The organism is Alkanindiges illinoisensis, assembly GCF_004377485.1.
GTDB classification, from domain to species: domain Bacteria; phylum Pseudomonadota; class Gammaproteobacteria; order Pseudomonadales; family Moraxellaceae; genus Alkanindiges; species Alkanindiges illinoisensis_A.
Genome location: NZ_SNTY01000025.1, coordinates 113,699 through 137,963, shown reverse-complemented (window position 1 = coordinate 137,963; position 24,265 = coordinate 113,699). Strand labels below are relative to the sequence as shown.

Sequence of the window (24,265 nt, the reverse complement as noted above, 5' to 3'; positions counted from 1 at the left end):
TGAGTATAAAAATAAATATTGGCACGCCAATTGTATTAAGGAAATATGACAGCGTCGTCATTTAAAACACAGATCGTTCTTGGGGAGCGTGCACAATGAAATTTGGTTTAAAAACTCTGGTAGCTTCAGTAACCCTGATGGGTGCAATTAATGGTGCATTTGCAGCGGATGTGATCAGCATTCCAAATGTAACTACCACGGGCAGTGTTGCCATGACCACCGACTACCGTTTTCGTGGCATTTCCCAGACCAGCAATAATCCCGCTGTGCAAGGTGGCCTGGCTTTTACCCATGCTTCAGGCTTGTATCTGGGTTTATGGGGTTCCAATATTAGTAGCGTAGGCCATTCCAACTCGGCAGAAATGGACGCCACCATTGGCTATGCTACAGCACTCCCTTTAAGTGCAACCCTGACACCAACTCTGGATGTTGGCTATATCCGCTATGGTTATTTTGGTACTGGTGATTCAGCCCCTGGCAATGAGCAGCCTGATTATAATGAAGTGTATGGCAAGCTGACCTTTGCCGATAGTCTGGTAAAAGGCGATAGCCTTAGTGGTAGTGTGACGTATTCCAATGAGTATTTTAACCAGTCGGATGAATTCTGGAACTTTAACGCCAGCTATAGTGCGCCTATTGCCGACACTGGTTTTGGCTTTGTGGGCAGCGTGGGCTACAACAAGTTTAAAAACAAGGCCATGATGGCGCAAGCTGTTGGCGGTGATGGCAGCGACGACAACTACGTTGATTATAAGGTCGGTGTTAATTTTGGTATTCAGGGCGTAACGGCTGAGCTGGCGGCCATTGGTACGAATGTGAGTACTAGCGGCTTTAGTAGCGGTGCTGAAAAACCCTATACCACTTCGGCGGTATTTAGCTTAAGCAAGTCATTCTAATGGCTTAGAATTGAATGGCTGCAATTTATTTTGCACCCGCAGATAAAGCTAAAAAAGAGCTGATGATTCAGCTCTTTTTTATTGCAGGCGTCATATAGCGAATGTTAGTTTTTGCAGTTTTAGCCTTGACCCCGGTAGCTTAAGGCTTCGGTCAGATGACTAGTAGTAATTACCTCACTGTCTGCCAGATCTGCAATGGTGCGTGCCACCCGTAAAATCCGGTGATAGGCCCGCGCTGACAGGTTCAGGCGCTGCTGTGCCAGCTGGATAATTTTTTGCTCAGGCTCACCCAGTACTGCAAACTGGTCCAGCAGTTGCGGATTCAAGGCTGCATTACTCAGGCCTTGCCGTTTAATCTGGCGCTGGCGTGCTGCAATCACCCGGGTGCGCACACTGGCTGAGCTTTCACCTGCTGTTCGTGACTGCAAATCACTGGCGGGCAGGGCAGGCACTTCAATATGCAAATCAATGCGATCCAGCAATGGCCCGGACAAACGACCCCGATAACGCTTGACCATATCCGGTGTACATTTGCAGCGCTGGCTGCTATCAGACGCATAACCGCAGGGACAGGGATTCATGGCGGCCACCAGTTGAAAATTGGCCGGAAAGGTAATTTGCCGCGCTGCCCGTGAAATCACCACTTCCTTGGATTCCAGCGGCTGGCGCAATACTTCCAGCACCTTGCGGTCAAACTCCGGCAGCTCATCCAGAAACAGGACGCCATAATGGGCCAGACTGATTTCACCGGGGCGTGGTTGTGAGCCACCACCCACTAGTGCAGCGGCTGATGCGGTATGATGCGGCGCACGAAAAGGCCGTTCGCCAAAATTTAACCCATGATTGGCAATCGAATACACGCTGGCCACTTCCAGGCTTTCTTCATCATTCAGTGGCGGCAGAATACCGGGCAAACGGGATGCCAGCAGGGTTTTTCCAGTACCGGGTGGTCCACAAAACAACAGTGAATGGCCACCTGCTGCTGCAATTTCCAGCGCGCGGCGTGCCCGATGCTGGCCTTTCACATCGGCCATATCCGGCAGGTTAATTTGCTGGGCAAGTGGCTGGTGCTGAACAAGAGCTAAGTGTTCCACCTGTTGCAAGTGTGCGCAAATCTGCTTGAGCGTGCCTGCCGCATAAATCCGTGCCTCTGGAATTTTGGCGGCTTCATTGCCATTACCGTGAGGCACCAGCAATGGTCGTTTGGCCAGATGCGCGGCGCGGGCCACAGCCAGCACACCCATTACTGGACGCAGTTCGCCATTTAAGGCCAGTTCGCCCACAAATTCCTTGTCATGCAGGGTATCAGCATCCAGTTGGCCACTGGCCGCCAGAATACCCAGCGCAATCGGTAAATCCAGTCTGGCGCCTTCTTTGGGCAGGTCGGCAGGCGCCAGATTAATGGTCAGACGACGGCTGGGAAATTCAAACCCGCTATTGATAATGGCAGAACGCACCCGATCCTTGCTTTCACGCACGGCAGCTTCGGGCAGTCCAACAATGGTGAGGGCAGGTAATCCCTGACTTAAATGCACTTCAACCTGAACTTCAGGTGCATGCAGGCCGAGCGCTGCCCGGGACGTTACAACAGCAAATGACATAAAAAAACCTAAATTATTGTTTTAAAGATTTAATGATTTTAAATAAACAATGATTAAAAAGTACGCAGCTTGGATTGTACAGTTACTTAAATTGTACAGGTAAAAATGCGCGGTTAGGGTGCGGCTGGGCTCTCCAGTAATGCAACTTTTTCAGTTAATGTTTCAATCTCGACTAACAAGTTAGCAATATTTTTCTGAGCATTCAGTAATGCAGTTTGCTGGCGCAGGAATTCTTCCTGACTAACCAGATCCATACGGGTAATCATCTCGGATAACAGGGCGCGCAGGTTTTTTTCCAGATCGGCTCTGGGTTCTTGAAGCTGTTCCAGAATGGCTTGAAGCAATTGCTCTATCATGGTGAATTAATGCTCCATTTTGAGGCGTAAAATCAGTATATGGAAAATAAGAATAAAAAAACCGCATAAAATCTTGAGGTTTTTATTGATTAAGTAAAAGTGTAATCGCAAAAGTCTAAAGTAAAAATACAGAATTAAGTTTTCTTGTAGCATTTGGAAACAATTTTATGCATGATCAATCAATAATGATGTCGAACATGGAAAAATCTGCATAAGGCCATGCCTGCCAGAAACCATGTAGCGACACTAATTGCCAGCGAATTTGGCAAATTGAAAGTATTTATTTAGGGTTAACTATTTTAAGGGTGATGTGATGAAAGGATTAAAACAAATTGCAGTTACAGGCTGTGTCTTGGCCCTGATGAGCCATGTTCAGGCCGCCGATGTGATTACTGTTCCGGGTGTAACCACCACTGGCAATGTAACACTGTCTACGGATTACCGTTTCCGTGGTATTTCGCAAACCAGTAATAATCCTGCCATTCAGGGTGCCGTTAACTTTAACCATGAATCAGGCACCTATGCCAGCCTGTGGGCCTCAAATGTCAGCGGCAACAGCACTGCCGAAATTGACGGCGTGCTGGGCTATGCCACCAAGCTCAATCTGATTCCAAACCGTGATACCACACTGGATGTGGGCTATATCCGCTATATGTATGCAGGCTCAGGCGATTCTGCGCCGGGCAGCAAACAGCCCGACTATAATGAGCTGTTTGGCCGTTTAAGCCTTGCTGGTAGCGTGATCAAGGAAGATAACCTGATGGTTGGGGCAAATTATTCCAATGATTATTTTAACCAGTCCGACAACTTCTGGTATTTCAGTGCCAATTATACCGCACCCATCAAGGATACCGGTTTTGGACTGGTGGCTGGTATTGGCTATAACCTGTTCAAGAATAGCCACATGATGAACCGCGCGCTGGGCACAACCAGTAATGATGATAGCTATATCGACTATAAGCTGGGCACCAGCTTTGGTGTGCAGGGCCTGACTACCGAACTGGCTTGGGTAGAAACCAGCCTAAAAGACAGTGAATGCGTTGATAAAAAAGCCTGCGATGGTACGGTACAACTGAGCATCAGTAAAACATTCTAGGTACAACTTGACAGTCAAATACGTTATAAAGAGGGTCGCGTCAGCGGCCTTTTTTGTTTCCCCCACAATTGATGCTGTTGGCACGTTTTTTGAACATGCAAATTACTGGTTATTTACCTGAGGTCTTTTGAAATGAAACTTGTAACCGCTGTGGTTAAGCCTTTTAAACTTGACGATGTTCGCGAGGCATTATCGGAAATAGGTGTGCAGGGTATTACTGTCACTGAAGTCAAGGGGTTTGGTCGTCAGAAAGGCCATACCGAACTGTATCGTGGCGCTGAATATGTGGTTGATTTTTTGCCAAAAGTAAAAATTGATATTGCCGTGCGTGATGACATGGTCGATGCCGTGATTGAAGCCATTACCCGGGTTGCCAGCACTGGCAAGATTGGTGACGGCAAGATTTTTGTCAGCAATCTGGAACAAGTAATCCGTATTCGTACTGGCGAAACTGGACCAGATGCAGTTTAACACCGACGATAATCATGGCATGGACTTTGCTGTAACCAAAATAACGCATTGATCCTGTGTTGGGGGAAGACACAATGAAACACATGTTACTTGCGCTGGGCTTATCCAGTGCACTTCTAACATCAGCAAGTGTATGGGCAGAAGCGCCTGCAACGATGCCAGAAGCTGCTACACAAGATGCAACGACAGCAACTGCAACCACAGAAACTGCTGTACCTGCCACCAGTGACAATACCGCCATGGCCACAGCACCGGACAATGCAAATGTCCCGGTGGCTGCGGCGGCTGAACAAACCGCGCCAGCCACTGAAGCGCCTGCGCCTGCGGCAGAAGCAACGCCTAAAGTGGATACTGGCGATACAGCATGGATTCTGACCTCAACTGCGCTGGTCCTGCTGATGACCATTCCGGGTCTGGCATTATTTTACGGCGGTATGGTGCGCAAGAAAAACGTACTCAGCACCATGATGTACAGCCTGTCTGCCACCATTGTGGTGAGCTTGTTGTGGGTAATTGTGGGTTATTCGCTGGCATTTTCCGGTGACGGTGCCTATATCGGTAACCTGGGCAAGGTCTTACTCAACGGCGTTGCATTTGATGCCTTAAGCGGCACAATTCCTGAAAGCCTGTTTGTGATTTTCCAGATGACTTTTGCCATCATTACCGTGGCCATTTTAAGTGGTTCGGTGGCTGACCGCATGAAGTACTCTGCTTTTATGCTGTTTATTGCATTGTGGGTGGTTGCCGTGTATGCACCGATTACCCACTGGGTCTGGGCGGCTGGCGGCTGGTTATTTGATGCGGGTGCACTGGATTTTGCCGGTGGTACCGTGGTTCACATCAACTCGGGTGTGGCTGGTTTGGTTGCGGCCTATGTCCTTGGCAAGCGTATTGGTTTTGGTAAGGAAGCCATGGCTCCCCATAACCTGACCTTAACTGTAATTGGTGCAAGCTTGCTGTGGGTGGGCTGGTTTGGCTTTAACGGTGGTAGCGCGCTGGGTGCGGGCAGTCGTGCCAGCATGGCAATTCTGGTAACTCAGGTTGCTGCTGCTGCTGCAGCATTTGCCTGGCTGCTTGCCGAGCGCTTTGTGCGTGGCAAGGCATCAGTACTGGGTGGTGCATCCGGTGCGGTGGCTGGTCTGGTGGTAATTACCCCTGCTGCTGGTTTTGTCGGTGTAGGTGGTGCACTGGTGATGGGTCTGATTGGTGGCGTAGTATGCTTCTGGGGAACGACTTCTCTCAAGCGTATGCTTAAAGCAGACGATGCACTGGATGCCTTTGGTCTGCATGCAGTTGGCGGTATTGTGGGTGCCATGCTGACAGCCGTGTGTGTGAACAGTGAAGTGGTTGCTGCAGCTGGCCTTGAGCTGCCATCACTGGGCAAGCAATTGTGGATTCAGGCAGAAGGCGTACTGGCTACGATCATTTATAGTGGTGTCGTGACCTTTATCCTGCTGAAGATTGTAGATGTCATCATTGGCCTGCGTGTAAATGAAGAACAGGAACGCGAAGGTCTGGATATTACCCAGCATGGCGAACGGGTTGAGTAATAGCCTAAGCGCATAAAACAGCACGCTAATCCGACAGGGTCACTAAAATAGTGGCCCTGTTTTTTATGGCTTTGATTTTAATGCTTAATACAATTGGTTTAAATCGGCATAGCACACCGGTGAGCTGGCTTCCTGCCATTTTTCCAGCTCATCTTCCAGAAATTCAGCCAGTAATTCCAGATAAACCAAATGATGCGACGAGGTACCCAATAAGGTTAAATTCCCTTGCCGAAGATAATCCAGCAGGATTAGCCAGTATTCGGTTTGAGCCTTGAGTTGTCCGATATAAGACTGGCGAAATCCATCAGGCTGGTCTGGATGCTGCGCTGCCCAGTGTATAAGTTCGCTTGAGGGCGCTAACGCCTCCAGCCCTAAATTCATGACTATTGCATCGGGCGATGTTTCTGGATGCACAGGCATTTGCGGCAACGGTGGGCCAATCAGCACACGTTTTCCATCCTGCAGGCGGGCAGGTTCAGTCCAGACTTTGCAATAAATCATGGCATCACCTGATCAGGATACGTGCAGCAAGGCACCTCAACAGCCTCACTATAGCAATCGCTGCCTTACAGCTGCTGTACTTATTTTGATACCAGATTTTTGCTACACTGCCCTATCAATTTTTTAAATGCTAGCGCCATGCACTGTCCGTTTTGCAATGCTCCCGATAGTAAGGTGATTGATTCACGGCTGGCCGCCGAGGGTCGGCAAATCCGTCGTCGCCGTGAATGTGTGGCCTGTGGTGACCGCTTTACCACTTTTGAATCCTACGATGTGGTGATGCCGCGGGTCATTAAGTCGAACGGGCGTAATGAACCTTTTAATGAAGAAAAACTCCGCCATTCACTGACACTGGCCCTGCAAAAACGCCCGGTGAGTCAGGACCAGATTGAAGCCACCCTGCTGGATATTGGCCAGCATTTGCGCCGTCTGGGCGAGCGTGACGTGACCTCGCGCAAGATTGGCGAAATTGTCATGCAATCACTGTATGACCTGGATCATGTGGCCTATGTGCGGTTTGCCTCGGTATACCGGGATTTTCAGGATGTCGATGCCTTTAAGCGTGAAATTGAGCAAATGGGCATGGAGCAAACCGGCATTGCCAGAAACATGCTTGAGCAAACTAGCGTGGAAAAACCGGTACTAGAAAAGCCAGTATCAGAAAAGCTTAGTAAAGACAGCCAGAAGCCATGATTAGCCCCCTTTATATGCAGCGTGCCATTGAGCTGGCCAAACAGGGGCAGTACAGCACCCGGCCTAATCCCAATGTGGGCTGTGTGATTGTTAAAGATAACCAGATTGTGGGTGAGGGCTTTCATCCGCAAGCAGGCCAGCCACATGCCGAAGTGTTTGCCTTAAGACAGGCTGGTGAACAGGCACGGGGCGCAATAGCGTATGTGACGCTGGAACCCTGTGCGCATTTTGGCCGCACGCCACCGTGTGCCAATGCATTGGTAGAGGCAGGGGTTAGTCATGTAGTGATGGCAAGCCTTGATCCCAATCCACTGGTGGCAGGCAAAGGACAGGCTATTCTGGAAGCCGCAGGGATTGGCACAACGGTGGGCGTACTGGAAGCTGAAGCACGTGCCTTAAACAAAGGCTTCCTGCAAGTTATGGCTGGGGGGCGACCCTATGTGCGCCTGAAAATGGCCGCCAGTCTGGATGGTCGGACTGCCATGGCATCGGGTGAATCCAAATGGATTACTGGTGAGGCCGCGCGGCTGGATGTGCAGCATTGGCGCGCGATCAGTGGCGCAGTGATTACGGGCATTAACACCGTACTGGCGGATGATCCGGGCTTGAATGTACGCCAGTTATCCGGTGATTTTTCCATTGAAAACGTGGTGCAGCCCTTACGGGTGGTATTGGATCGGCAAGGCCGTTTTCCGCAGCAGACCCAGCTGTTAAACCATCCTGAAAAGTTGCTTCTTGTTGGCACCCAGCCGACTGTGGCACCAGCGGTTGAACACTGGCCGAACATGGCTTTGGCACAATTGCTGAATGAGTTAAAACAGCAAAAACAAATTTATGACGTGCTGGTAGAAGCCGGGCCAACGCTGGCGGGCGAATTTTTGCGGCAGGGTCTGGTGGATGAACTGATTGTATATCTGGCGCCGACCTTGCTGGGCTGTGATGCGCGTGCCATGTTTAATGTATCTTTGTCGCAAATGCGCGAGCAATATCGGCTACAATTGCAGGAGCTGACCCAGGTCGGGCAGGATGTGCGCCTGATCTTGACACCTGTTGCCCCTTAACCAGTTTATGTTTCAATGAGACGTTCTAACCCAATAGCGTAGAGTGATGAATACTGAAGCCAATGTGTATCACAAGCGTCGCCACGCTGCGCGAACCACCGATGATTACCTGTTTCATCAGCTGGTGCCTTATCTGGGCAACAAGCGTCGTCTGCTGCACCTGATTCTGGCAGCACTGGAACAAACCGGCACCCTGAATAGTAAAAGTAGTAAGAACGGCAAGCCGCCTATTTTTGCAGATCTGTTTGCCGGCAGTGGTGTGGTGTCTCGACTGGCGCGGCAAAATGGCTACCGCGTAATTGCCAATGACTGGGAACCTTACAGCCATGCGCTGAACCATGCCTTGCTGGCCTGTGTGGAAGCACCGGACTTTGCAGGTTTGGGTGGCTATCAGGCCGCCATTGACCAGCTCAACAGCTTGCCGGAACAGGCTGGCTGGGTTACCCGAAACCTGTCCCCGCGCGATGATGATTTTTATGATCCGGCGCGTGACCGATTGTTCTTCAAGCGCCGTAATGGCATGCGCATTGATGCCATCCGTAACCAGATTATGCAATGGCAGCATCAGGGCCTGATTACGCCGCTGGAAATGAGTGCATTGCTGGCGCCATTACTGTATTCGGCCAGTTTTGTCAGCAATACCAGTGGTGTCTTTAAAAGCTTCCATCAGGGCTGGGGTGGTAAAACCCAGACCGCGCTGGAACGCATTGATTCCCTTCTTTGGCTCACACCCAGCCGCTTTTGTCCCATTGGTACGCCCGGCCAGCTGGCTGCTGAAATGTGGTGTGTGGATGCCCAGTATCTGGCCAGACAAATGTCGTCGTTTAAGGTCGATATTGCCTATCTGGATCCGCCGTATAACCAGCATGCCTATAGCAGCAACTATCATGTGCTCAATGCACTTACCTTGTGGGATCAGGTGGATTTACCCACACCTGATACACCCGGCTTTAAAAGTGGCATTGACCGCGCATGGCGTAAGGAACGCCCCAGCCCCTACAACTCGGCCAAGTATGCCACCGAAGCCTATCAGGAACTGGTGGCGACCTTAAATTCCCGTTTTATCCTGACCAGCTACAGCACCGATGGCAATATCGCACCCAAGGATTTGCTCAAGGCCAATCTGGATCGCGGCCGTGTTACCTTGCTCACACAGGATGTACCGCGTTACCGTGTGAGCAAGCAACGCCAGTCCGAGCGCGCGCGTACCCTTGAGTTTATTGTGATTACCGATACACAGGCCAAGTCAGGGCCACCACTCAATCAATTGCTGGGTCAGCTTTATCATTTTGCCGAGCTTGGTGGCGTAGACACCTCTGGGCCAAGCACGCAATTGGCACTGTGGTAAGCATTTTTGATGACACCTGCATCATTAAAATAATTGCTCACATTTTAAAATATTAAACAGCTTTAAGCTGCATTAGGATGTCAGAGATCCGCCTGTTTAAGCAAAAGTCGGGTTAATTCATACTAAGCATGACAATAAGGAAAAATGATGCAAACACGTCTCAAAAAAATTGCGCTAACCACCAGCCTGCTATTGCTGGCACCCTTAAGCTTTGCCACCACCTGGACAGCCGGCAGTAACCATCAGGGTAAAGTGACAGTTCCCATTGAGGGCGGTCCGGTCATTACCTGGCAATGCAATGGCAAAAGCTGCAGCCTGACTGGGCCATGGGGCAATGAGTTGTCCATGGATTCTTGCCAGAATCTGGTGACCCGGGTCGGCAAGATTAGCTATTACAGGAATAGTGCCGGCAAGGCATGGAATGCCAATTCAGATGAACTGGCTGAATGCAATCGGGTAGCTCGCTAAACTATCTGACCTGCGTTTTTCAGAGTAATAGACTGGTGTAGGAAAAGTGACCCGATGTTTTGTGGCGATATTTTTGAGGATAGTTTGTGACATGGCTTTTGCCCCATGATTGGGTATAATCAGCACCAGTTTAATTGCAGTGAAAGATAGCGCGCCATGTTTACAGGCATCATTGAAGCCGTAGGAAAAGTATTATCGTCCAGCCAGACGGCGGGTGATGTGCGTCTGGTGATTGATGCTGCCGGGCTGGACATGGGCGATGTCAAACTGGGTGATTCAATTGCCACCAGCGGTGTTTGCCTGACCGTGATTGATTTTGGCAAGAACTGGTATGCGGCTGATGTCTCACTGGAAACCATTCGCCGCACCACCTTGCTGCAATGGAAAACGGGCACATTGGTTAACCTTGAAAAAGCCCTGCTACCGACAACACGGCTGGGTGGTCATCTGGTCAGTGGGCATGTGGATGGACTGGGTGAAATTACCCTGGTGCGTAAAGATGCCCGCTCCCTGTATTTTGAAGTGAAAGCACCGGATGACCTGGCCAAATACCTGGCCGAAAAAGGCTCCATTACCGTAGATGGTATTAGCCTGACCATTAATCATCTAAATGGCGCTTTACTGAGCCTCAATTTAGTGCCGCATACAGCTGAGCAAACTACGATCAAGGAATGGAAAGTCGGCAGCAAGGTCAATCTAGAGGTTGATGTACTAGCACGTTATCTGGAGCGCTTGCTGCTGGGTGATAAGGCTGCACAGGCCACGGCCAAAAGTACCATTGATATGAGTTTTCTAGCGGAAAATGGATTTTTACGTTAAGTGAAAGCGCTAATGTTAAAAAAGCCTCATCATGAGGCTTTTTTAACATTAAAGAACCAAGTCATGATTTTTGATTCTCTTGCGCACTCATCATCTGCTCAATTTCAATTTTGGCCTGCTGTTTTAAGCGCTCACTCAATTGCTGCAAGGTTTCTTCAATATAAATTTCTGCTTCCAGCCACAGTGCATCCTTAAGCGCCTGCACCTGACTGGTATGTTGTTGTAATACCTGTGCAGCCTGTTCCTGTTCACGCTGTTCCTGCCTGAGTTTGGCAGCTTGTTGTTCGGCAAGGCGCTGTTCTTCCAGCAGGCGTTGTTCCTGCTCTAGCCGTTGCAGCTCAGCTTGTTGTTGTCTGGCTTGCTCAGCCAGTCGTTGCTGCTCTTGTGCTTTACGCTCGGCAGCTTCTTTGGCCAGCCGTTCACGTTCAGTGTCTTCCGCCTGCTGGCGCGCCAGTTGTTCTTCGGCAAGGCGTTGCTGTTCACGCTGTTGCTCTAACTCACGCTGTTCTTGTTCCAGCCTTAAGCGTTCAGCTTCTGCCTGTTCGCGCGCCAACTGTTCCTGCCGCTGGCGCTCTTTTTCTTCGGCTTCGGCTTTTTCACGGGCCAGTTGCTCGGCACGCTGACGTTCCAGTTCCTGCTGGCGTTGCTGTTCTTCCAGCGCGGCTTTAACCAGTGCCTGATGCCGTTGCTCACGCTGTGCATCGGCAATTTGCCACTGGTTAAAGTCAGTTCCCACTTCCAGCAACTGGCAAATGCTGTACAGTTCACTAAAAACCTGCTGGCGCACCGCTTCTGGCGCTGCCAACCAACGCGTCTGAAAGTCACGGCCCACATTTAACGCCATAATTTTTCCCAAAAACTAACCAATTTTAAATACATCAATTGCAATGGATTAGAATACTTGACTGCATTTTCATCCGTGTCAGCAATAAGCTACACCTGATAAGTCACCGGTTCAATGCCTAATGCACGGTAAGCCTTAAAACGTTCACGGCCTGCGGCTTTGGCAGCGTCTGTATTTTCAATTATTTCCAGCACACGACCAAATCGCTGTGGATCAATAATTGCCTGACCAAGATTCAGGCAGTCGCCTTTAAACTGTTCCGGCAAAGTCAGGCTCAAGCAAATGGGTGAGTGCAAGCTGTCGATGTCATGGGCCACAAAGCTGGCCGGGTCAAACTGCCACAGCAAGGCATCAAACTGTTGCAGGGCATCCAGATCATCAAACTTGACCAGCAGGGGCTGCTGGGCCGTCTGGATGCTTTTGCGGCAAATCCGGCAGGCCAGATCCACCTGCAGGATCTGACTCTGGATCAGATAAAACCCAACATCAGCCATGTGTGATCACTTACTGTACGTTCTGGCCTTGACTGGCTTGACTACGCGTACGCAGGAACTCCATCAGCAACGGCACCGGACGACCTGTTGCCCCTTTATTGCTACCCGACAGCCATGCTACCCCGGCAATATCCAGATGTGCCCAGCGATATTCCTTGGTAAAGCGTTGCAGGAAGCAGGCTGCAGTAATGGCACCACCGTAAGGCCCACCAATGTTGCCCATATCGGCAATCGGGGAGTCCAGCAGTTCCTGATAGTCATCAATCACTGGCATGCGCCATACCCGGTCATGTGCCGTCTGCCCGGCTTCCAGCAATTCACTGGCCAGTGCATCGTCCGGACTAAACAAGCCAGCCAGTACTTTGCCCAGTGCCACCACGCAGGCGCCGGTTAAGGTGGCAATATCAATCACGGTATCCGGATTAAAGCGCTTGATATAGGTTAGGGCGTCGCACAGCACCAAACGGCCTTCAGCATCGGTATTTAAGATTTCAACCGTTTGCCCGCTCATGGTGGTGACAATGTCACCCGGACGGGTGGCACGACCAGATGGCATGTTTTCGGCACATACCAGTGTTCCTACCACATTAATGGGCAGTCTGGCTTCACACAGGGCTTGCAGCGTACCCAGTACTGATGCTGCGCCACACATGTCAAACTTCATTTCATCCATGCCAGCAGCAGGCTTAATAGAAATACCACCGGTATCAAAGGTAATACCTTTGCCCACCAGCACCACAGGTTTACCTGACTCAGACTGAAAATCATCCGGCTTGCCTTTGTATTCCAGAATCACCAGACGCGCTTCACGCTCGGAACCTTTGCTCACGGCCAGCAATGCATTCATGCCCAGTTCCTGCATGGCTGCTTCATCCAGCACGGAAACACTCAGCAAATCGGGGTATTGCTGCGCCAGTTGCAAGGCTTGCTCTGCCATATATTCAGGATGGCACACATTGGCAGGCTGATTGCCTACATCCCTGGCCAGTGACTGACCCTTTGCCACAGCTTGCAGGTAATCAATACGGGATTGCAGTTCATCAGCACGGGTACTGTGCAAGACAATGCTGTCCAGAATGGCTTCAGATTTTTTACTCTTATAAGTATCAAAGCGGTAGGCAGCATTGCTCAACGCCAGTACAAATGGCTCAAGGGTCTGGTCAGCCAATGCATCCAGTGAAATCACTGCTTGCGCCGTCCGGTTGGCCAATGCCTTATAAATACTAGTAGCCAGTGTTTGCGCCTGACCGGCAGTCATTTTTTCCAGTTCACCAGCACCCACCAGCAAAACCTGTGAAAAATCAGCATTGTTTAACTGATAAACTGGCAGGGTTTCACCCAGCTTGGCCTTGAACTGGGCACGCTCAATCTGGGTGGTGAGTTGCTGTTGCACATCACTGGGCAGCTGGTCATGTGACTGTACCAGTGTTTCCTGATCCAGAATTAATACCAGTGTGGCATTACTATTGGCGGTACTGGCAGCGGTTGTGTCTGAGGTTGGTAAAAGTTTGTTCTGTAAATTCAGTTTCATGTATTGACCTTGCATCATCGTGGCGAAGCAGTATTCCATTAAAACACTGTCCTGCTAGACTTGAACAGCCTAAATTGATACGCCACGTACTATTTTTTTAAGGTATAAGTACTTAAACTTGGCATTTTGTAATAGCCCTTTGTCATCACCCTTTTGGGTTTACTGTGGATAGCCCTTTTGATCATTCGTCGTTATTTGGTTCGTCAGGTTCTTAGCACCAGTGCTGTTGTGGTTGGCTTGCTCACGCTGATTATGCTGGGTGGTCGCCTGATCAAGTATTTTGGTGTGGCGGCGCAGGGACGTCTGGATGCCAGTGTACTGTTTACTATTATTGCCTTTCGCTTACCCGAATTTTTAACCCTCATATTACCGCTGGGCTTTTTTGTAGGCTTGATGCTGGTGTTTGGCCGCCTGTATGTTGACCATGAAATGGCTGTGCTTAACAGCAGCGGTGTGAGCCGCGATAGTTTGGGTATTTTATTGATTCCTATGACATTGCTGCTGATTATTGCTGAAGCTGCACTGGTTATTCAGCTTACACCATGGGGTAATCGCAAGTTTGATCAGGTGACGGCAACACAGGCAGTACGTAGTGGTTTTGATCTGGTAAGGCCGCGTGAGTTTGTGTCCAGTGGACGCTACACCATTTATGCGGGTTCCCTGTCGGAAGACCGGCGCGATTTACAGGATATTTTCTTTTACGAACGCAGTGAGCAACCGAATAAACCGGACATGCTGATCATGGCTGAACGGGCAACCCGTGTGGTTGATCCAACGAATCGTGCCAGCGTTGTCGACCTGATTCGTGGCCGTCGTTATGAAATTTATCCTGGCAAACCCGAATATACCCATGCTGAATTTGCCACTTACCGTTTACGTATTGAGCACGCAAGCGATCCTGAGCTGGGTACCCAGCGGGTAGAAGCCATGAGTATGACGGCGCTAGCCAAGCGACTGAATGAACCGGTCATTCGTAGTGAATTCGGCTGGCGCTTGAGTGCACCGTGGGTGATGGCACTGGCACTGATTCTGGCGCTTCCCTTGTCGCAGGTCAATCCACGGCAGGGTCGTTATTATCGATTGTTTCCTGCTGTGATGATTTTTGCCAGCCTGATTGTGGCATTAATGGCCGTTAAAACTCGCATATCCAAAGACAAGCTTGGTCTGTGGGGTTATCCGCTGGTACTGGTTATTTATCTGGTGGTAGGTTTGCTTCTGTCACGGCGGCAGCGTTTGTCACCGCAGGCTGCCAAACGCATTAAGGAGGCCGCCCAGTCATGACATCAATTCTGCTGTTAGCACGGCATGTGATTAAAACGTCTGGTCTGGCTATGCTGGGCGCGGCTCTATTGCTACTGCTATTGCAAATGCTGTTTTCCTATATTGCCGAGTTGGGTGAACTGAAGGAAGGTTACAGTGCCTTAAATGCGTTTACTTATATTTTATGGCAGGCTCCCAAGTTTTTATATGACATCCTGCCCATTGCCGGGCTAATGGGCGCAGTTATTGGTTTAGGGTCCTTAGCGTCCAGTAGTGAACTGATTGTTATGCGCTCAATAGGGATTAGCCTGTGGCGTATTGTAAGCTGGGTGCTATGGCCTGCCTTAGTGCTAGTGATTGTCTCATTTGCCTTAAGCCAATGGATTTTGCCCTACACCAACGAACAGGCACGTGCTATCCAGAAGCAGGGCGGCCAATTAGTCAAAATTGGCGAGGTACATGGCTACTGGACGCGTGAAGGCAATCGCTATATCTATGTGAACTATGCCAATTCAATGGGCCAGCTTAAGCAGGTTGAAGTGATTGACCTGAACGAAAAATACCGTATTACGCAAACGCTGACTGCCCAAACGGGTGAATTTATGCAAAACCAGCAGTGGCAACTGGAAAGCGTAAATCAAATCCAGATTCGGCCGGATGGCAGTGCCAAACCGATTCATAACGATCATCTAAACCTGCCACTGGGTTTGCAACCGCGCTTTGTCCAGACCGTTACAGTCGCACCGGAAGATCTGGCACCGACCCAGCTGATTGAGTACATGCGCTATCTGTCGACCAGCGCGCAAGTGCCAAAACCCTATGTGCTCGCGCTATGGCAAAAAATTGCCGCGCCTTTTGCGCTGATTTCGCTGGTAGTGATTGCCTGCTCATTTATATTCGGCCCGCTACGCCAGCAGTCTATCGGTTTTCGGTTAGTAATAGCCTTGTTTATTGGTTTGGGCTTTCGCTATTTGCAAGACTTTTTAAGCTATGCCAGTTTGGTGTATTCCCCGTCCCCGGCATGGTTTGTATTGCTGCCGATTGTGATTTGTTTTGGTCTGGGTGCTTACCTGCTCAACCGTGCCAAATAGTCCTTAACCGATCAAAAAGCCGCTGCCACTTACTCATATCCCAGCAGGAGCAGGATTATGCCAACAGTCATGACGCGTGACCAGCAACCATTGTATGTGCGTGTGGTTGGGCAGGGCCAGCCAGTATTGATGCTGCATGGACTGGGGATGAAAAGCAGCCAGTGGCTACCCTTCATTTTGCCTTTTATCCGGCATTTTAAATTTTACATGCCGGATTTTCGCGGTTTTGGCAAGTCAAAGGCACTGCGCCTGAATCAACCGGATGTGTTTGAAAACCATGCGCAGGACGTGCTGAATGTTATCCATCACTTTGACTTAAAAGACTTTTATTTGGTGGGTTATTCGCTAGGCGCCAGTACGGCACTGCATTTGCAGCATAGCCCGGAGTTTGCACGGGTACGCCGTTATTTGCACATTGACCAGTCACCTTGTGTGAGAAATCGGCCAGACTGGAATTATGGATTATTTGGTACGCAGCAAGCGCAATTGTTTAGTCAGTTTCAGCACATGCTGGATATTATTGCCCCGTTTGAAAACCATTTGTTATTACACCAGTTGCCCTACGCTACCCGGCGTCAGGCAGTGGCTGTGCTGGGTGAAATTTTTGAAACCATGCTGGGCAAGTCGCTCATCAAGTATCTGTTTAATCTGTCTGCACAATTGCCTGTACTGATGCCGCATGTTATTGCGCTATCAAGGCTGGAAGATATTCGTTTGTATTTGAATGCTTATATGGCTGGGCAACACGACTACCGTGAAATTCTGGGGCGCTGGCAAATTCCAACTACTGTAATGATTGGGATGCAGTCACCTTTGTACCATGCCTGTGGTCAGCGTGTAGTTAGCGACAAAATGCAGCCAGCCCATGTGGTGGAGTTTCAAAAATCCGGCCATACCCCGTTATTAGATGAACCCATCAAGTTTATTCGTGAGTTAGGACGCTTCTTAAACTAAACCGCATTTATAGTAAAAAGAGGCAAATGCATCACGTTAACTTTGCAAGATTGTGGTAAAAAACCAGCAAACGATAAATAAGAATGTTTTATTTAGATTAACTTAAAATTAATAAAAAATATTATAGAAAACAAATGATAACCTATATAAATTTAGTAAAATAAAAAGCGAATACAAAAAGCTACAATACATAGACCGAGTGGTCTATTAGAATTCGCAAAATTTTACAAAGCACCATAATAATTTCAATGATGAGCCTATTTAATGCACTGGTTCAGTGGACTTTAGATCCGCAGCATCGTGCGCTTCGAATCCAATTTTCCAATGCTGGACTCAATCCACAGGTATTTTTGCAGCGTATAGAAGGCCGTCATGTGATCAATGAAGGCTTAAATGCTGAACTCTTATGCCTTTCACATAACCCTTATATTGCCTTAAAACAATTTATTGGCAGTCAGGTCGTGGTCGCGCAATTAACGGATACCGGATTGTGGCACCGTACCTCGGGCATTATTACCGGGGTTAGCGCTGGCGATAGTGATGGCGCATTAACGCCTTATAAGCTCACCCTGCAAGACGCGACCAGTCTTTGGCACAAACGCCGCAATAGCCGGGTGTTCATGAACAAAAGTGTGGTCGAGATTAGTCAGATTTTATGTGCTGAGTGGCAAGCCAAAAGCCCACTATTTGCTGCCAGCCTGACGCTTGATGTGCAGGGATTAAGTCAAAATTATGATACCCGGCCCTTTGTCATGCAGTCCAATGAATCGGATTATGACTTTCTAACCCGGCTATGGCGCAGTGAAGGCATTAACTGGCTAATTGATGAAACCAGCTATTTGTCCAGTGATGCCAGTGTGATAGAACCACAACGCCTGCGCCTGATTGATGACAATCGGCATTATTCTGCCTTACAGCGTCATGCCATCGATTATCACCAGAGCAGTGCCACGGAACAGTATGATCATATTACCCACCTGACTGCGATACGTACGTTACAACCCAACACAGTACAGGTACAACACTGGCAGGCACAGCATCTGGAAACAGAAACAGGCGGTGGCAGTGTTGTCAGTCCGCATCAGCATAGTGAAAATCAGGCTAGCGCCAGCTTGAGTCTGGAACAGGCCTGGGCGATTAGTCCAGCCTGGGTACAGGATTTGAAGGGTGAAGATGGTGCCACCCCGTCAGGTAATGCCCAACTGGAAAAGCTCAACCGCAACCTGCGTGAGCAACATGACAGCCAGGCCAAGCAATTTACTGCATTGAGTAGTGTACGTGATAGTCAAACAGGTTACTGGTTTACGCTAAACCGTCATCCTGAAATTGATGGGCATCCAGACAGTGAGCGGGAATTTTTAATTACGGCAAGACAGTTTTATAACCAGAATAATTTACCCAAGGATCTTAAACAGCAAATCACCTCGCTACTGCTGCACAATCACTGGCAATACCCTGGAAAGCAGGAAGGTGAACGGCAGGGCAATCAGCTGACCCTGATCCGCCGTAGTATTGCTGTCAAACCCGAGTACAACCCGTTACAGCACCGCCCGGCAGCCTACCCACAACGCGCCCGGGTGGTTGGCCCGGAATCTGAAACTATTCATGTGGATGCATGGGGCCGTATCAAAGTTCAGTTCCTGTTTACCCGCATGGAAGACCATCAGCACAGTGGCGGCGCAGGCAGTAGCAATAGCGATCAGGATTCTGCCTGGGTTGATGTGTTAACCCCGTGGGCTGGCGAAGGCTATGGCGCGCGGTTTCTGCCGCGTATTGGTGAAATGGTGGTGGTGGATTTCTTTGATGGCAATATTGACCGGCCTTTCGTTACTGGCCGTATCCATGAAGCACAGCGCCATCCCACCCGATTTGATGTTAAAGGCCAGTTGCCCGATACCAAGCGTTTAAGTGGCATTCGCTCACAGGAAGTGGGCGGTAGTGGCTTTAACCAGTTGCGGTTTGACGATACTACTGGGCAAATTAGTGCCCAGTTGCATAGCAGTCATGGCGCCAGTCAGCTGAATCTGGGCAATTTAAGCCATCCGAAGGAATCTGAAACCAGTGCAGGCCGGGGCGAAGGCTTTGAATTAAGAACCGATGCCTGGGGTGCAGTACGGGCAGGCAAGGGCATGCTGATCTCCACCTATGCGCAGGAGCAGGCCATTGCTGATCATCTGGCCGCAGCAGAAGCGCAGTCTTTACTGGCACAAGGCCATGAAAGCATGAAAATGCTTAGTGAAATTGCCTTAAAACAGCAAGCTGATGCACTGGATGTCATTCAGCGCCTGCCACGTTTTATTGAATCACTGGAACTTAAAAGCAGCAACCATGCTTTAAACACCACCCTGAATTTATTTAAAAATGGCTTAAACAATGACCCTTTAATGGCGCTCAAAGATTGCGGCGGCTTTATTAACGATATTGGTGCCATTCAGGATAATGTGAGTGGTATTGTCGACGAATTTAACCAGTATTTTAATAATGCCGCAGAAGCCGTTGAAAACCTCAAAAGCTTTATTGAAACCCTTGAAAATCATGGCACAGAAAGCATTAGCGCACGGCTAGCCAGCTTAAAGCAAAATATCAAAACTAATCCCTTACAAACCCTTAAAGAGGTTGGCGCTGTTTTAAGGGATATTGATGTCAATTCAGAAGATTTTATTAATGTCTGCGGCAGCTTTGGCGGTGGCAGTAATGATATCACCCCAACCAAAGCACTTGGTCAGCTTCAGAATTTTATGGAAAGCCATACCCAAAAGCTGGAACAAAGTGCAGATGCCAGTCAGCAGGAACAGGGTAAAATTTTCAGACAGGCATTGATGCTGTTGGCCTCACCCAATGGCATTGCCTTGACCACCCCTGAAAATATCATCTTGCAGGCATCTGAGGATATTTCCAGCAGTGCCAATGGCTCAATTAATCTCAGTGCCCAGAAAAATATCATCAGTCATGCCCAGGATAAAATCAGCCTTTTTGCTGCCCAGAAAGGCATCAAAGCGTTCGCTGCCAAAGGCAAAGTTGAACTGCAAGCACAGGATGATGCGCTAGAAGCCATTGCCCGCAAAGTGATTAAACTTATTTCTACCGAAGAAAAAATAGAGCTGACTAGTCCCAAGGAAATTGTACTCACGGCTGGTGGTTCGCAGCTTATTATTAATGGTAGCGGCGTTTTTATAAAAACAGGTGGCAAGTTTGAATGTAAAGCCGGGCAGCATGTGTTTGAGGGTGGAGCGAAGATTTCATATGAAGTGCCTGAATTGCCTGGTAGTGGGCCGTTTACTAAAGCATTTCATTTTGTGTCATTAGAAGGTAATAAAATAGAAAACGCAGTGATACAAGTTTATGAAAAGTTAAATGAAAATTATAGTTTCAAAATAGATTCAAAAATTGATAAATCATTTTTTAAATTAGAAAATGATGAGAAAAATATTGAATATAAGGCATTAGTTGGTTTTGATGAATGGGTTTCATGGTTTGAAGAAGAAAAAGAAGATGAATTAGAAGAAGAAATAGATTTAGGTGAACACCATAATCCATTTGATATTGAAGAAGGAAGTGAGCATGAGTAATATGCATATAGTAAAAAAAGGAGATACTTTGTGGGGTATCTCGAATAAATATCATGTTACTATTAATGAGTTGGTTAAAATAAATGATCTCTATGGTAAAAAGAAAAACTTATTACAAATTGGACAGAAAATATATCTGCAAAAAAATAGCAATAAAAATCCAGATACAGTTTTAATAATTAAAATTTATGATTTAAAGTGGGAGCCAATTTCCAAAGCTAAATTATTAGTCGAATATGATGGAAAAGCACAATTAATAATGACTAATAATGCTGGAGTGGTAAAAGATATTCAAATTGAAGATGCCTTGAAAGGTGTAAAAATAAGTTTATATACGATCAGAAATAAATATGAAGTTATTGCTCATCATAAAATATTACCAATGGGGGAAAAAGTTTTAAAACTAAGTTCTCGTGCAATGATCTTAAAAGGTAAGACTTATCAAGCCGAAGGTGTACCTAGAACAGATACAAAAGCAATCGAAAATGAGTTGAAAGTTAAGGCTAAGAAAAACCAAACTACATCGGGAGCATCGGGAGCATCGGGAGCATCGGGAGCATCGGGAGCATCGGGAGCATCGGGAGCATCGGGAGCATCGGGAGCATCGGGAGCATCGGGAGCATCTGAAACGAGAATAGAAAGTGGACTGCCAGCAGTTAGTGTTGCGGTAGTTTATTCAGAAGCAAACCTGTATTTGCATCCCGATAATGAAAAATATCGAAAAATCATCATTGAAGCTGCAAAAAAATACAATATGGCTCCTCAAGCCTTAGCAGCAAAAATTAATGCAGAGGCTGGAAGAAAGAAAGGAAGCCAAGAGTGGAATGCAGAGGCTCGTGCGTCTACTTCATCTGCGGTAGGGTTAACCCAATTTTTGAGCGGCACCTGGTACGAAATATGCACCAAAGAAACTTTTAGTAACACTCTACTGCAACAGCATGTGGTCAAACAAAAATTAATTTCCAATTTTAAACAGGACATGAAAATTGAATTAATTTCATCAGCAGATAAAGCTAAGCTCAAAGCCCTGGGAACCAACCCCACATTTTCTGTAGACTCCGCTGCAGCTTATGCCAGAGCCAATATTGATGCCATCAAAGAAATATACAGTCAAATTGCCAGCTTAGAGCCTGCTGATCTAGCAAAGGTAGGCTATGTTGCGCACCATGAGGGGTTAAATGGTTTTAAGAAAATAGTTGAGGCAAAAAATGTAGAGTCGTGGTCTAAATTGCAAGGGCAAGTGTGTTCAAAAGATGATGAAGACTGCGCCACACTAATAAAATATAAGCAGAGATTTAGTAATGGACGAGATGCTTATCGCTGGTGGTTATGCACTGAATACACTGACGCAAAAATTAACGTCAACCGCTTTACCTTAAGTCCCACTGATGGAAAAAAGTTTAAAGATGCCCGCACCATGGAAGAAATTATTGTCTTTTTGGGGGGTAAACCGCTGGTTAAGCCTAGTAAAGACTTTGATAAAAAAACAGCCAGTCCAGCGTCACCCACCGATAACATCAGCATTATTATTATTTCCAGCGTCAATCATAAAATACAACCCAATGTTCAGTATTTTGTTAAATCCAAATATGGTCTAAAACCCCATACTACCAATGCCAGTGGTCATGAAGTGTTACAGGTTAAACAGAGTGACCAGCTTGATATTGTTTTTGATGGGCGCGTGTTAACCTCAATCACGGCAACCCAGAACAAACAGGAATTTAATGTTGATTTTCCAGCAGCCAAAGCAAAACACAATCAGTCAACGCAAGCCCAAGACGCTAAAGATGCCAAAGACACCGATAAAGAATCAGGCCTAAGCTTTAACGGCTGGCGTAATCCGTTAAATGGCACCTGTCAAGTCAGGCGCTTTGGCTATCGCTCATTACCGCTAAAAGCCAATGCGGCAGAGTACAACGCCAAACATTTACAACAAGCCACTGCAGTTGCCTCACGATTCAACCGCACTACCTACAGGGCGAGCGGAGTACATCAGGGAGTTGATCTTGAGGCTGACTACGGCACTGATGTTTATCCGGTTTGTGTGGGCACCATTGTCACAGTGTTGACCAACTATCCGGGCTATGGAAAAACTGTTATTTTAAAATGCAATGTCAATGATTTACCTGCGGCTAAAAGAGTACTAGCCAAGAATCTACAAGAAGTCTACTTTGTATATGCACATTTAAGTTCTATTAATGTCCATAAAGATGAATATATAAATCAAGTAAATATAGTTCTTGGGAAAACCGGCAATACAGGTAATGCGGGCAGTATGATAAAAATAGAAGAGGGGGCGCACCTGCATTTTGAAGTGCGTACTGAAATACTAAAATCAATGGGACAAACAGGACTCGACTATCGATTGGACCCGTTTCCTTGGCTTGATAACTGTGTAACTGTTGAAAAGGGCGTTAAATTACCAAGGTAAGACCATGATTAAATGTAATTTATTAATGATATGCGCATTAACAATACCCACCCTCACCCATGGCGAGTTCAATATCGTTGATAATACAGGACGCCCTGCATATATAAATGCAGGCTATAGAAATGCTCATGGCTATTTAATATGCTGTGGTAATGATAAAAATACCGATCTAAAACAGAAGACCCTTAATCTTCCTGATAAGGACATTTCAATACTGCTGAGTCCCAGTTTACATAATAATAATCCTTTAAAGGGGAAAGATTATTATTTTTTAAATTACGATATATTTTATATTCTTAACGGCATCAGATATAAAATGCCATTTACTATTCCAGATGCAAGAGCCATTGGAACTAGTATCATCTATAATGATGCCAATATTTCTATATTTACTCTTGAAAGATATCAGAATCCAGTTTCTAATAATAATTCGAAAGAATTTTCAAGTAAGGTTTATATCATTAATAAGAAAAATATAGGGGTGTATGAACCAATATTTTTATATTTAAATACTACATTAGAAAGTATAAGTGATATTTCACTAAAATTTAGCAAACTAGACTCTGTCAAATATGATAAAGCTAAGAATGCTTACAGTATTGTGTTTGAAATCCAAAATGCCCCTGAAGACTTTACCACGACTGGACGTGTGGTATATGAAAAATCACCTGTTCAGCATTCATTTACTCTAATTCCTGCCCAAAATAAGCCATTCATCATCAAAAACTATATTGAAAAAAGAAAAGACTCTAAAAAGATTATCTCAACTGATGACCTTTATGGTTTGGAATATTATTTCTTAAAGAAAAAATAGATAAGCTTAACCATAGTAATTAGCCGGATTATTTACACATTGATGGAGAAGTAGGATTTGTGGACTTTATAGGAAAGCCAGTTATTTAAGCTCTTATAAGGTTCAAAGGTATTATAGAAGTTGTTAAAACGGTTGAGTTATAGCCGACGTTGTTCACTATCGTGAAAAGCGTAGATTAAACTACTCATAGGCTATTGGATGTGAGGAATTTAATTATTGCACTATGTTCAATTAAGTTGAATATATAAGTAATCGCTTTGTATTAAACAACCGATGCATTCAAACAAAAAGTCAGATTGAAGCTCTCTGCCAGTATTGAATAGAAGAGAGCTATAGAAATTGCAAGTAACATATCAATAATCTTTCGCTATTATGAAAAATATTTTTCTTTAATTATTATATTAAAGTTTTCAGCAA

The 24,265-nt window shown here is 47.0% G+C and carries 20 protein-coding genes and 1 pseudogene; 15 read left to right on the top strand and 6 right to left on the bottom strand.

The features are described from left to right. Positions 1 to 95: 95 nt before the first annotated feature. Positions 96 to 896, top strand: a complete 801-nt coding sequence (locus tag E2B99_RS07685) for a TorF family putative porin (protein WP_134244325.1) — start codon at positions 96 to 98, stop codon at positions 894 to 896. A 119-nt stretch (positions 897 to 1,015) separates the two neighbouring features. On the opposite strand, the gene E2B99_RS07680 is transcribed toward E2B99_RS07685, so the two are convergent. Together E2B99_RS07680 and E2B99_RS07675 are read right to left on the bottom strand one after the other, a co-directional pair. Further along, positions 1,016 to 2,497: a YifB family Mg chelatase-like AAA ATPase gene (locus E2B99_RS07680; protein ID WP_134244324.1), complete on the bottom strand. Its 1,482-nt coding sequence runs from the start codon at positions 2,495 to 2,497 to the stop codon at positions 1,016 to 1,018. Between the two features lie 113 nt (positions 2,498 to 2,610). Next, entirely contained in the window at positions 2,611 to 2,853 is a 243-nt protein-coding gene (locus E2B99_RS07675) for an accessory factor UbiK family protein (RefSeq protein ID WP_134244323.1), read from the bottom strand. Positions 2,854 to 3,166: 313 nt separating this feature from the next. Between E2B99_RS07675 and E2B99_RS07670 the strand changes: the two genes are divergently transcribed. From E2B99_RS07670 to E2B99_RS07660, 3 genes are all read left to right on the top strand, one after another. Further along, positions 3,167 to 3,949, top strand: coding sequence for a TorF family putative porin (locus E2B99_RS07670; RefSeq protein WP_134244322.1), 783 nt, complete (start codon positions 3,167 to 3,169; stop codon positions 3,947 to 3,949). Positions 3,950 to 4,081: 132 nt separating this feature from the next. Continuing rightward, positions 4,082 to 4,420 carry a P-II family nitrogen regulator gene (gene glnK, locus E2B99_RS07665; protein ID WP_026471699.1) on the top strand — a complete coding sequence of 113 codons (339 nt, stop codon included), beginning with the start codon at positions 4,082 to 4,084 and terminating at the stop codon, positions 4,418 to 4,420. 74 nt (positions 4,421 to 4,494) lie between these two features. Next, positions 4,495 to 5,970 (top strand): ammonium transporter, encoded by a 1,476-nt coding sequence (locus tag E2B99_RS07660; protein ID WP_134244321.1) that lies wholly within the window; start codon positions 4,495 to 4,497, stop codon positions 5,968 to 5,970. A gap of 84 nt (positions 5,971 to 6,054) precedes the next feature. Here the strand turns inward: E2B99_RS07660 and E2B99_RS07655 are convergent, their stop codons facing one another. Next, the gene (locus tag E2B99_RS07655; protein WP_134244320.1) at positions 6,055 to 6,471 is read right to left on the bottom strand and encodes a DUF488 family protein, N3 subclade; all 417 of its coding nucleotides are present in this window, start codon (positions 6,469 to 6,471) and stop codon (positions 6,055 to 6,057) included. 138 nt (positions 6,472 to 6,609) lie between these two features. On the opposite strand from E2B99_RS07655, the pseudogene nrdR reads away from it, so the two are divergent. The 5 genes and pseudogenes from nrdR (at position 6,610) to E2B99_RS07630 (ending at position 10,860) form a co-directional block, all read left to right on the top strand. After that, a pseudogene (nrdR, locus tag E2B99_RS07650) lies at positions 6,610 to 7,088 on the top strand (transcriptional regulator NrdR). A gap of 72 nt (positions 7,089 to 7,160) precedes the next feature. Then, complete coding sequence (gene ribD, locus E2B99_RS07645; protein WP_134244318.1) at positions 7,161 to 8,225, top strand: bifunctional diaminohydroxyphosphoribosylaminopyrimidine deaminase/5-amino-6-(5-phosphoribosylamino)uracil reductase RibD; 1,065 nt, start codon at positions 7,161 to 7,163, stop codon at positions 8,223 to 8,225. Positions 8,226 to 8,271: 46 nt separating this feature from the next. Beyond that, on the top strand, positions 8,272 to 9,573 hold the full coding sequence (locus E2B99_RS07640; RefSeq protein WP_134244317.1) for a DNA adenine methylase: 1,302 nt from the start codon (positions 8,272 to 8,274) through the stop codon (positions 9,571 to 9,573). Positions 9,574 to 9,717: 144 nt separating this feature from the next. Next, positions 9,718 to 10,041: a hypothetical protein gene (locus E2B99_RS07635; protein ID WP_430981459.1), complete on the top strand. Its 324-nt coding sequence runs from the start codon at positions 9,718 to 9,720 to the stop codon at positions 10,039 to 10,041. A 156-nt stretch (positions 10,042 to 10,197) separates the two neighbouring features. Beyond that, on the top strand, positions 10,198 to 10,860 hold the full coding sequence (locus E2B99_RS07630) for a riboflavin synthase (protein WP_134244316.1): 663 nt from the start codon (positions 10,198 to 10,200) through the stop codon (positions 10,858 to 10,860). Between the two features lie 61 nt (positions 10,861 to 10,921). Here the strand turns inward: E2B99_RS07630 and E2B99_RS07625 are convergent, their stop codons facing one another. From E2B99_RS07625 to E2B99_RS07615, 3 genes are all read right to left on the bottom strand, one after another. After that, positions 10,922 to 11,704: a hypothetical protein gene (locus E2B99_RS07625; RefSeq protein WP_134244315.1), complete on the bottom strand. Its 783-nt coding sequence runs from the start codon at positions 11,702 to 11,704 to the stop codon at positions 10,922 to 10,924. Between the two features lie 89 nt (positions 11,705 to 11,793). Beyond that, positions 11,794 to 12,198 (bottom strand): DNA polymerase III subunit chi, encoded by a 405-nt coding sequence (locus E2B99_RS07620; protein WP_134244314.1) that lies wholly within the window; start codon positions 12,196 to 12,198, stop codon positions 11,794 to 11,796. 10 nt (positions 12,199 to 12,208) lie between these two features. After that, entirely contained in the window at positions 12,209 to 13,729 is a 1,521-nt protein-coding gene (locus E2B99_RS07615; RefSeq protein ID WP_134244313.1) for a leucyl aminopeptidase, read from the bottom strand. Between the two features lie 177 nt (positions 13,730 to 13,906). Between E2B99_RS07615 and lptF the strand changes: the two genes are divergently transcribed. From lptF to E2B99_RS07585, 6 genes are all read left to right on the top strand, one after another. Then, a complete protein-coding gene (gene lptF, locus E2B99_RS07610) occupies positions 13,907 to 15,010 on the top strand; it encodes an LPS export ABC transporter permease LptF (RefSeq protein ID WP_134244312.1) in 1,104 nt (367 codons plus the stop codon). Continuing rightward, a complete protein-coding gene (gene lptG / locus E2B99_RS07605; RefSeq protein WP_134244311.1) occupies positions 15,007 to 16,080 on the top strand; it encodes an LPS export ABC transporter permease LptG in 1,074 nt (357 codons plus the stop codon). The genes lptF and lptG overlap by 4 nt, the downstream gene beginning before the upstream one ends. A 57-nt stretch (positions 16,081 to 16,137) precedes the next feature. After that, the gene (locus tag E2B99_RS07600) at positions 16,138 to 17,034 is read left to right on the top strand and encodes an alpha/beta fold hydrolase (RefSeq protein ID WP_134244310.1); all 897 of its coding nucleotides are present in this window, start codon (positions 16,138 to 16,140) and stop codon (positions 17,032 to 17,034) included. Positions 17,035 to 17,282: 248 nt separating this feature from the next. Next, a complete protein-coding gene (locus E2B99_RS07595; RefSeq protein ID WP_134244309.1) occupies positions 17,283 to 20,603 on the top strand; it encodes a type VI secretion system Vgr family protein in 3,321 nt (1,106 codons plus the stop codon). Next, positions 20,596 to 23,034 carry a peptidoglycan DD-metalloendopeptidase family protein gene (locus tag E2B99_RS07590; protein WP_134244308.1) on the top strand — a complete coding sequence of 813 codons (2,439 nt, stop codon included), beginning with the start codon at positions 20,596 to 20,598 and terminating at the stop codon, positions 23,032 to 23,034. The genes E2B99_RS07595 and E2B99_RS07590 overlap by 8 nt, the downstream gene beginning before the upstream one ends. Positions 23,035 to 23,038: 4 nt before the next feature. Beyond that, positions 23,039 to 23,848, top strand: coding sequence for a hypothetical protein (locus E2B99_RS07585; protein WP_134244307.1), 810 nt, complete (start codon positions 23,039 to 23,041; stop codon positions 23,846 to 23,848). The last annotated feature ends 417 nt before the right edge of the window (positions 23,849 to 24,265 follow it).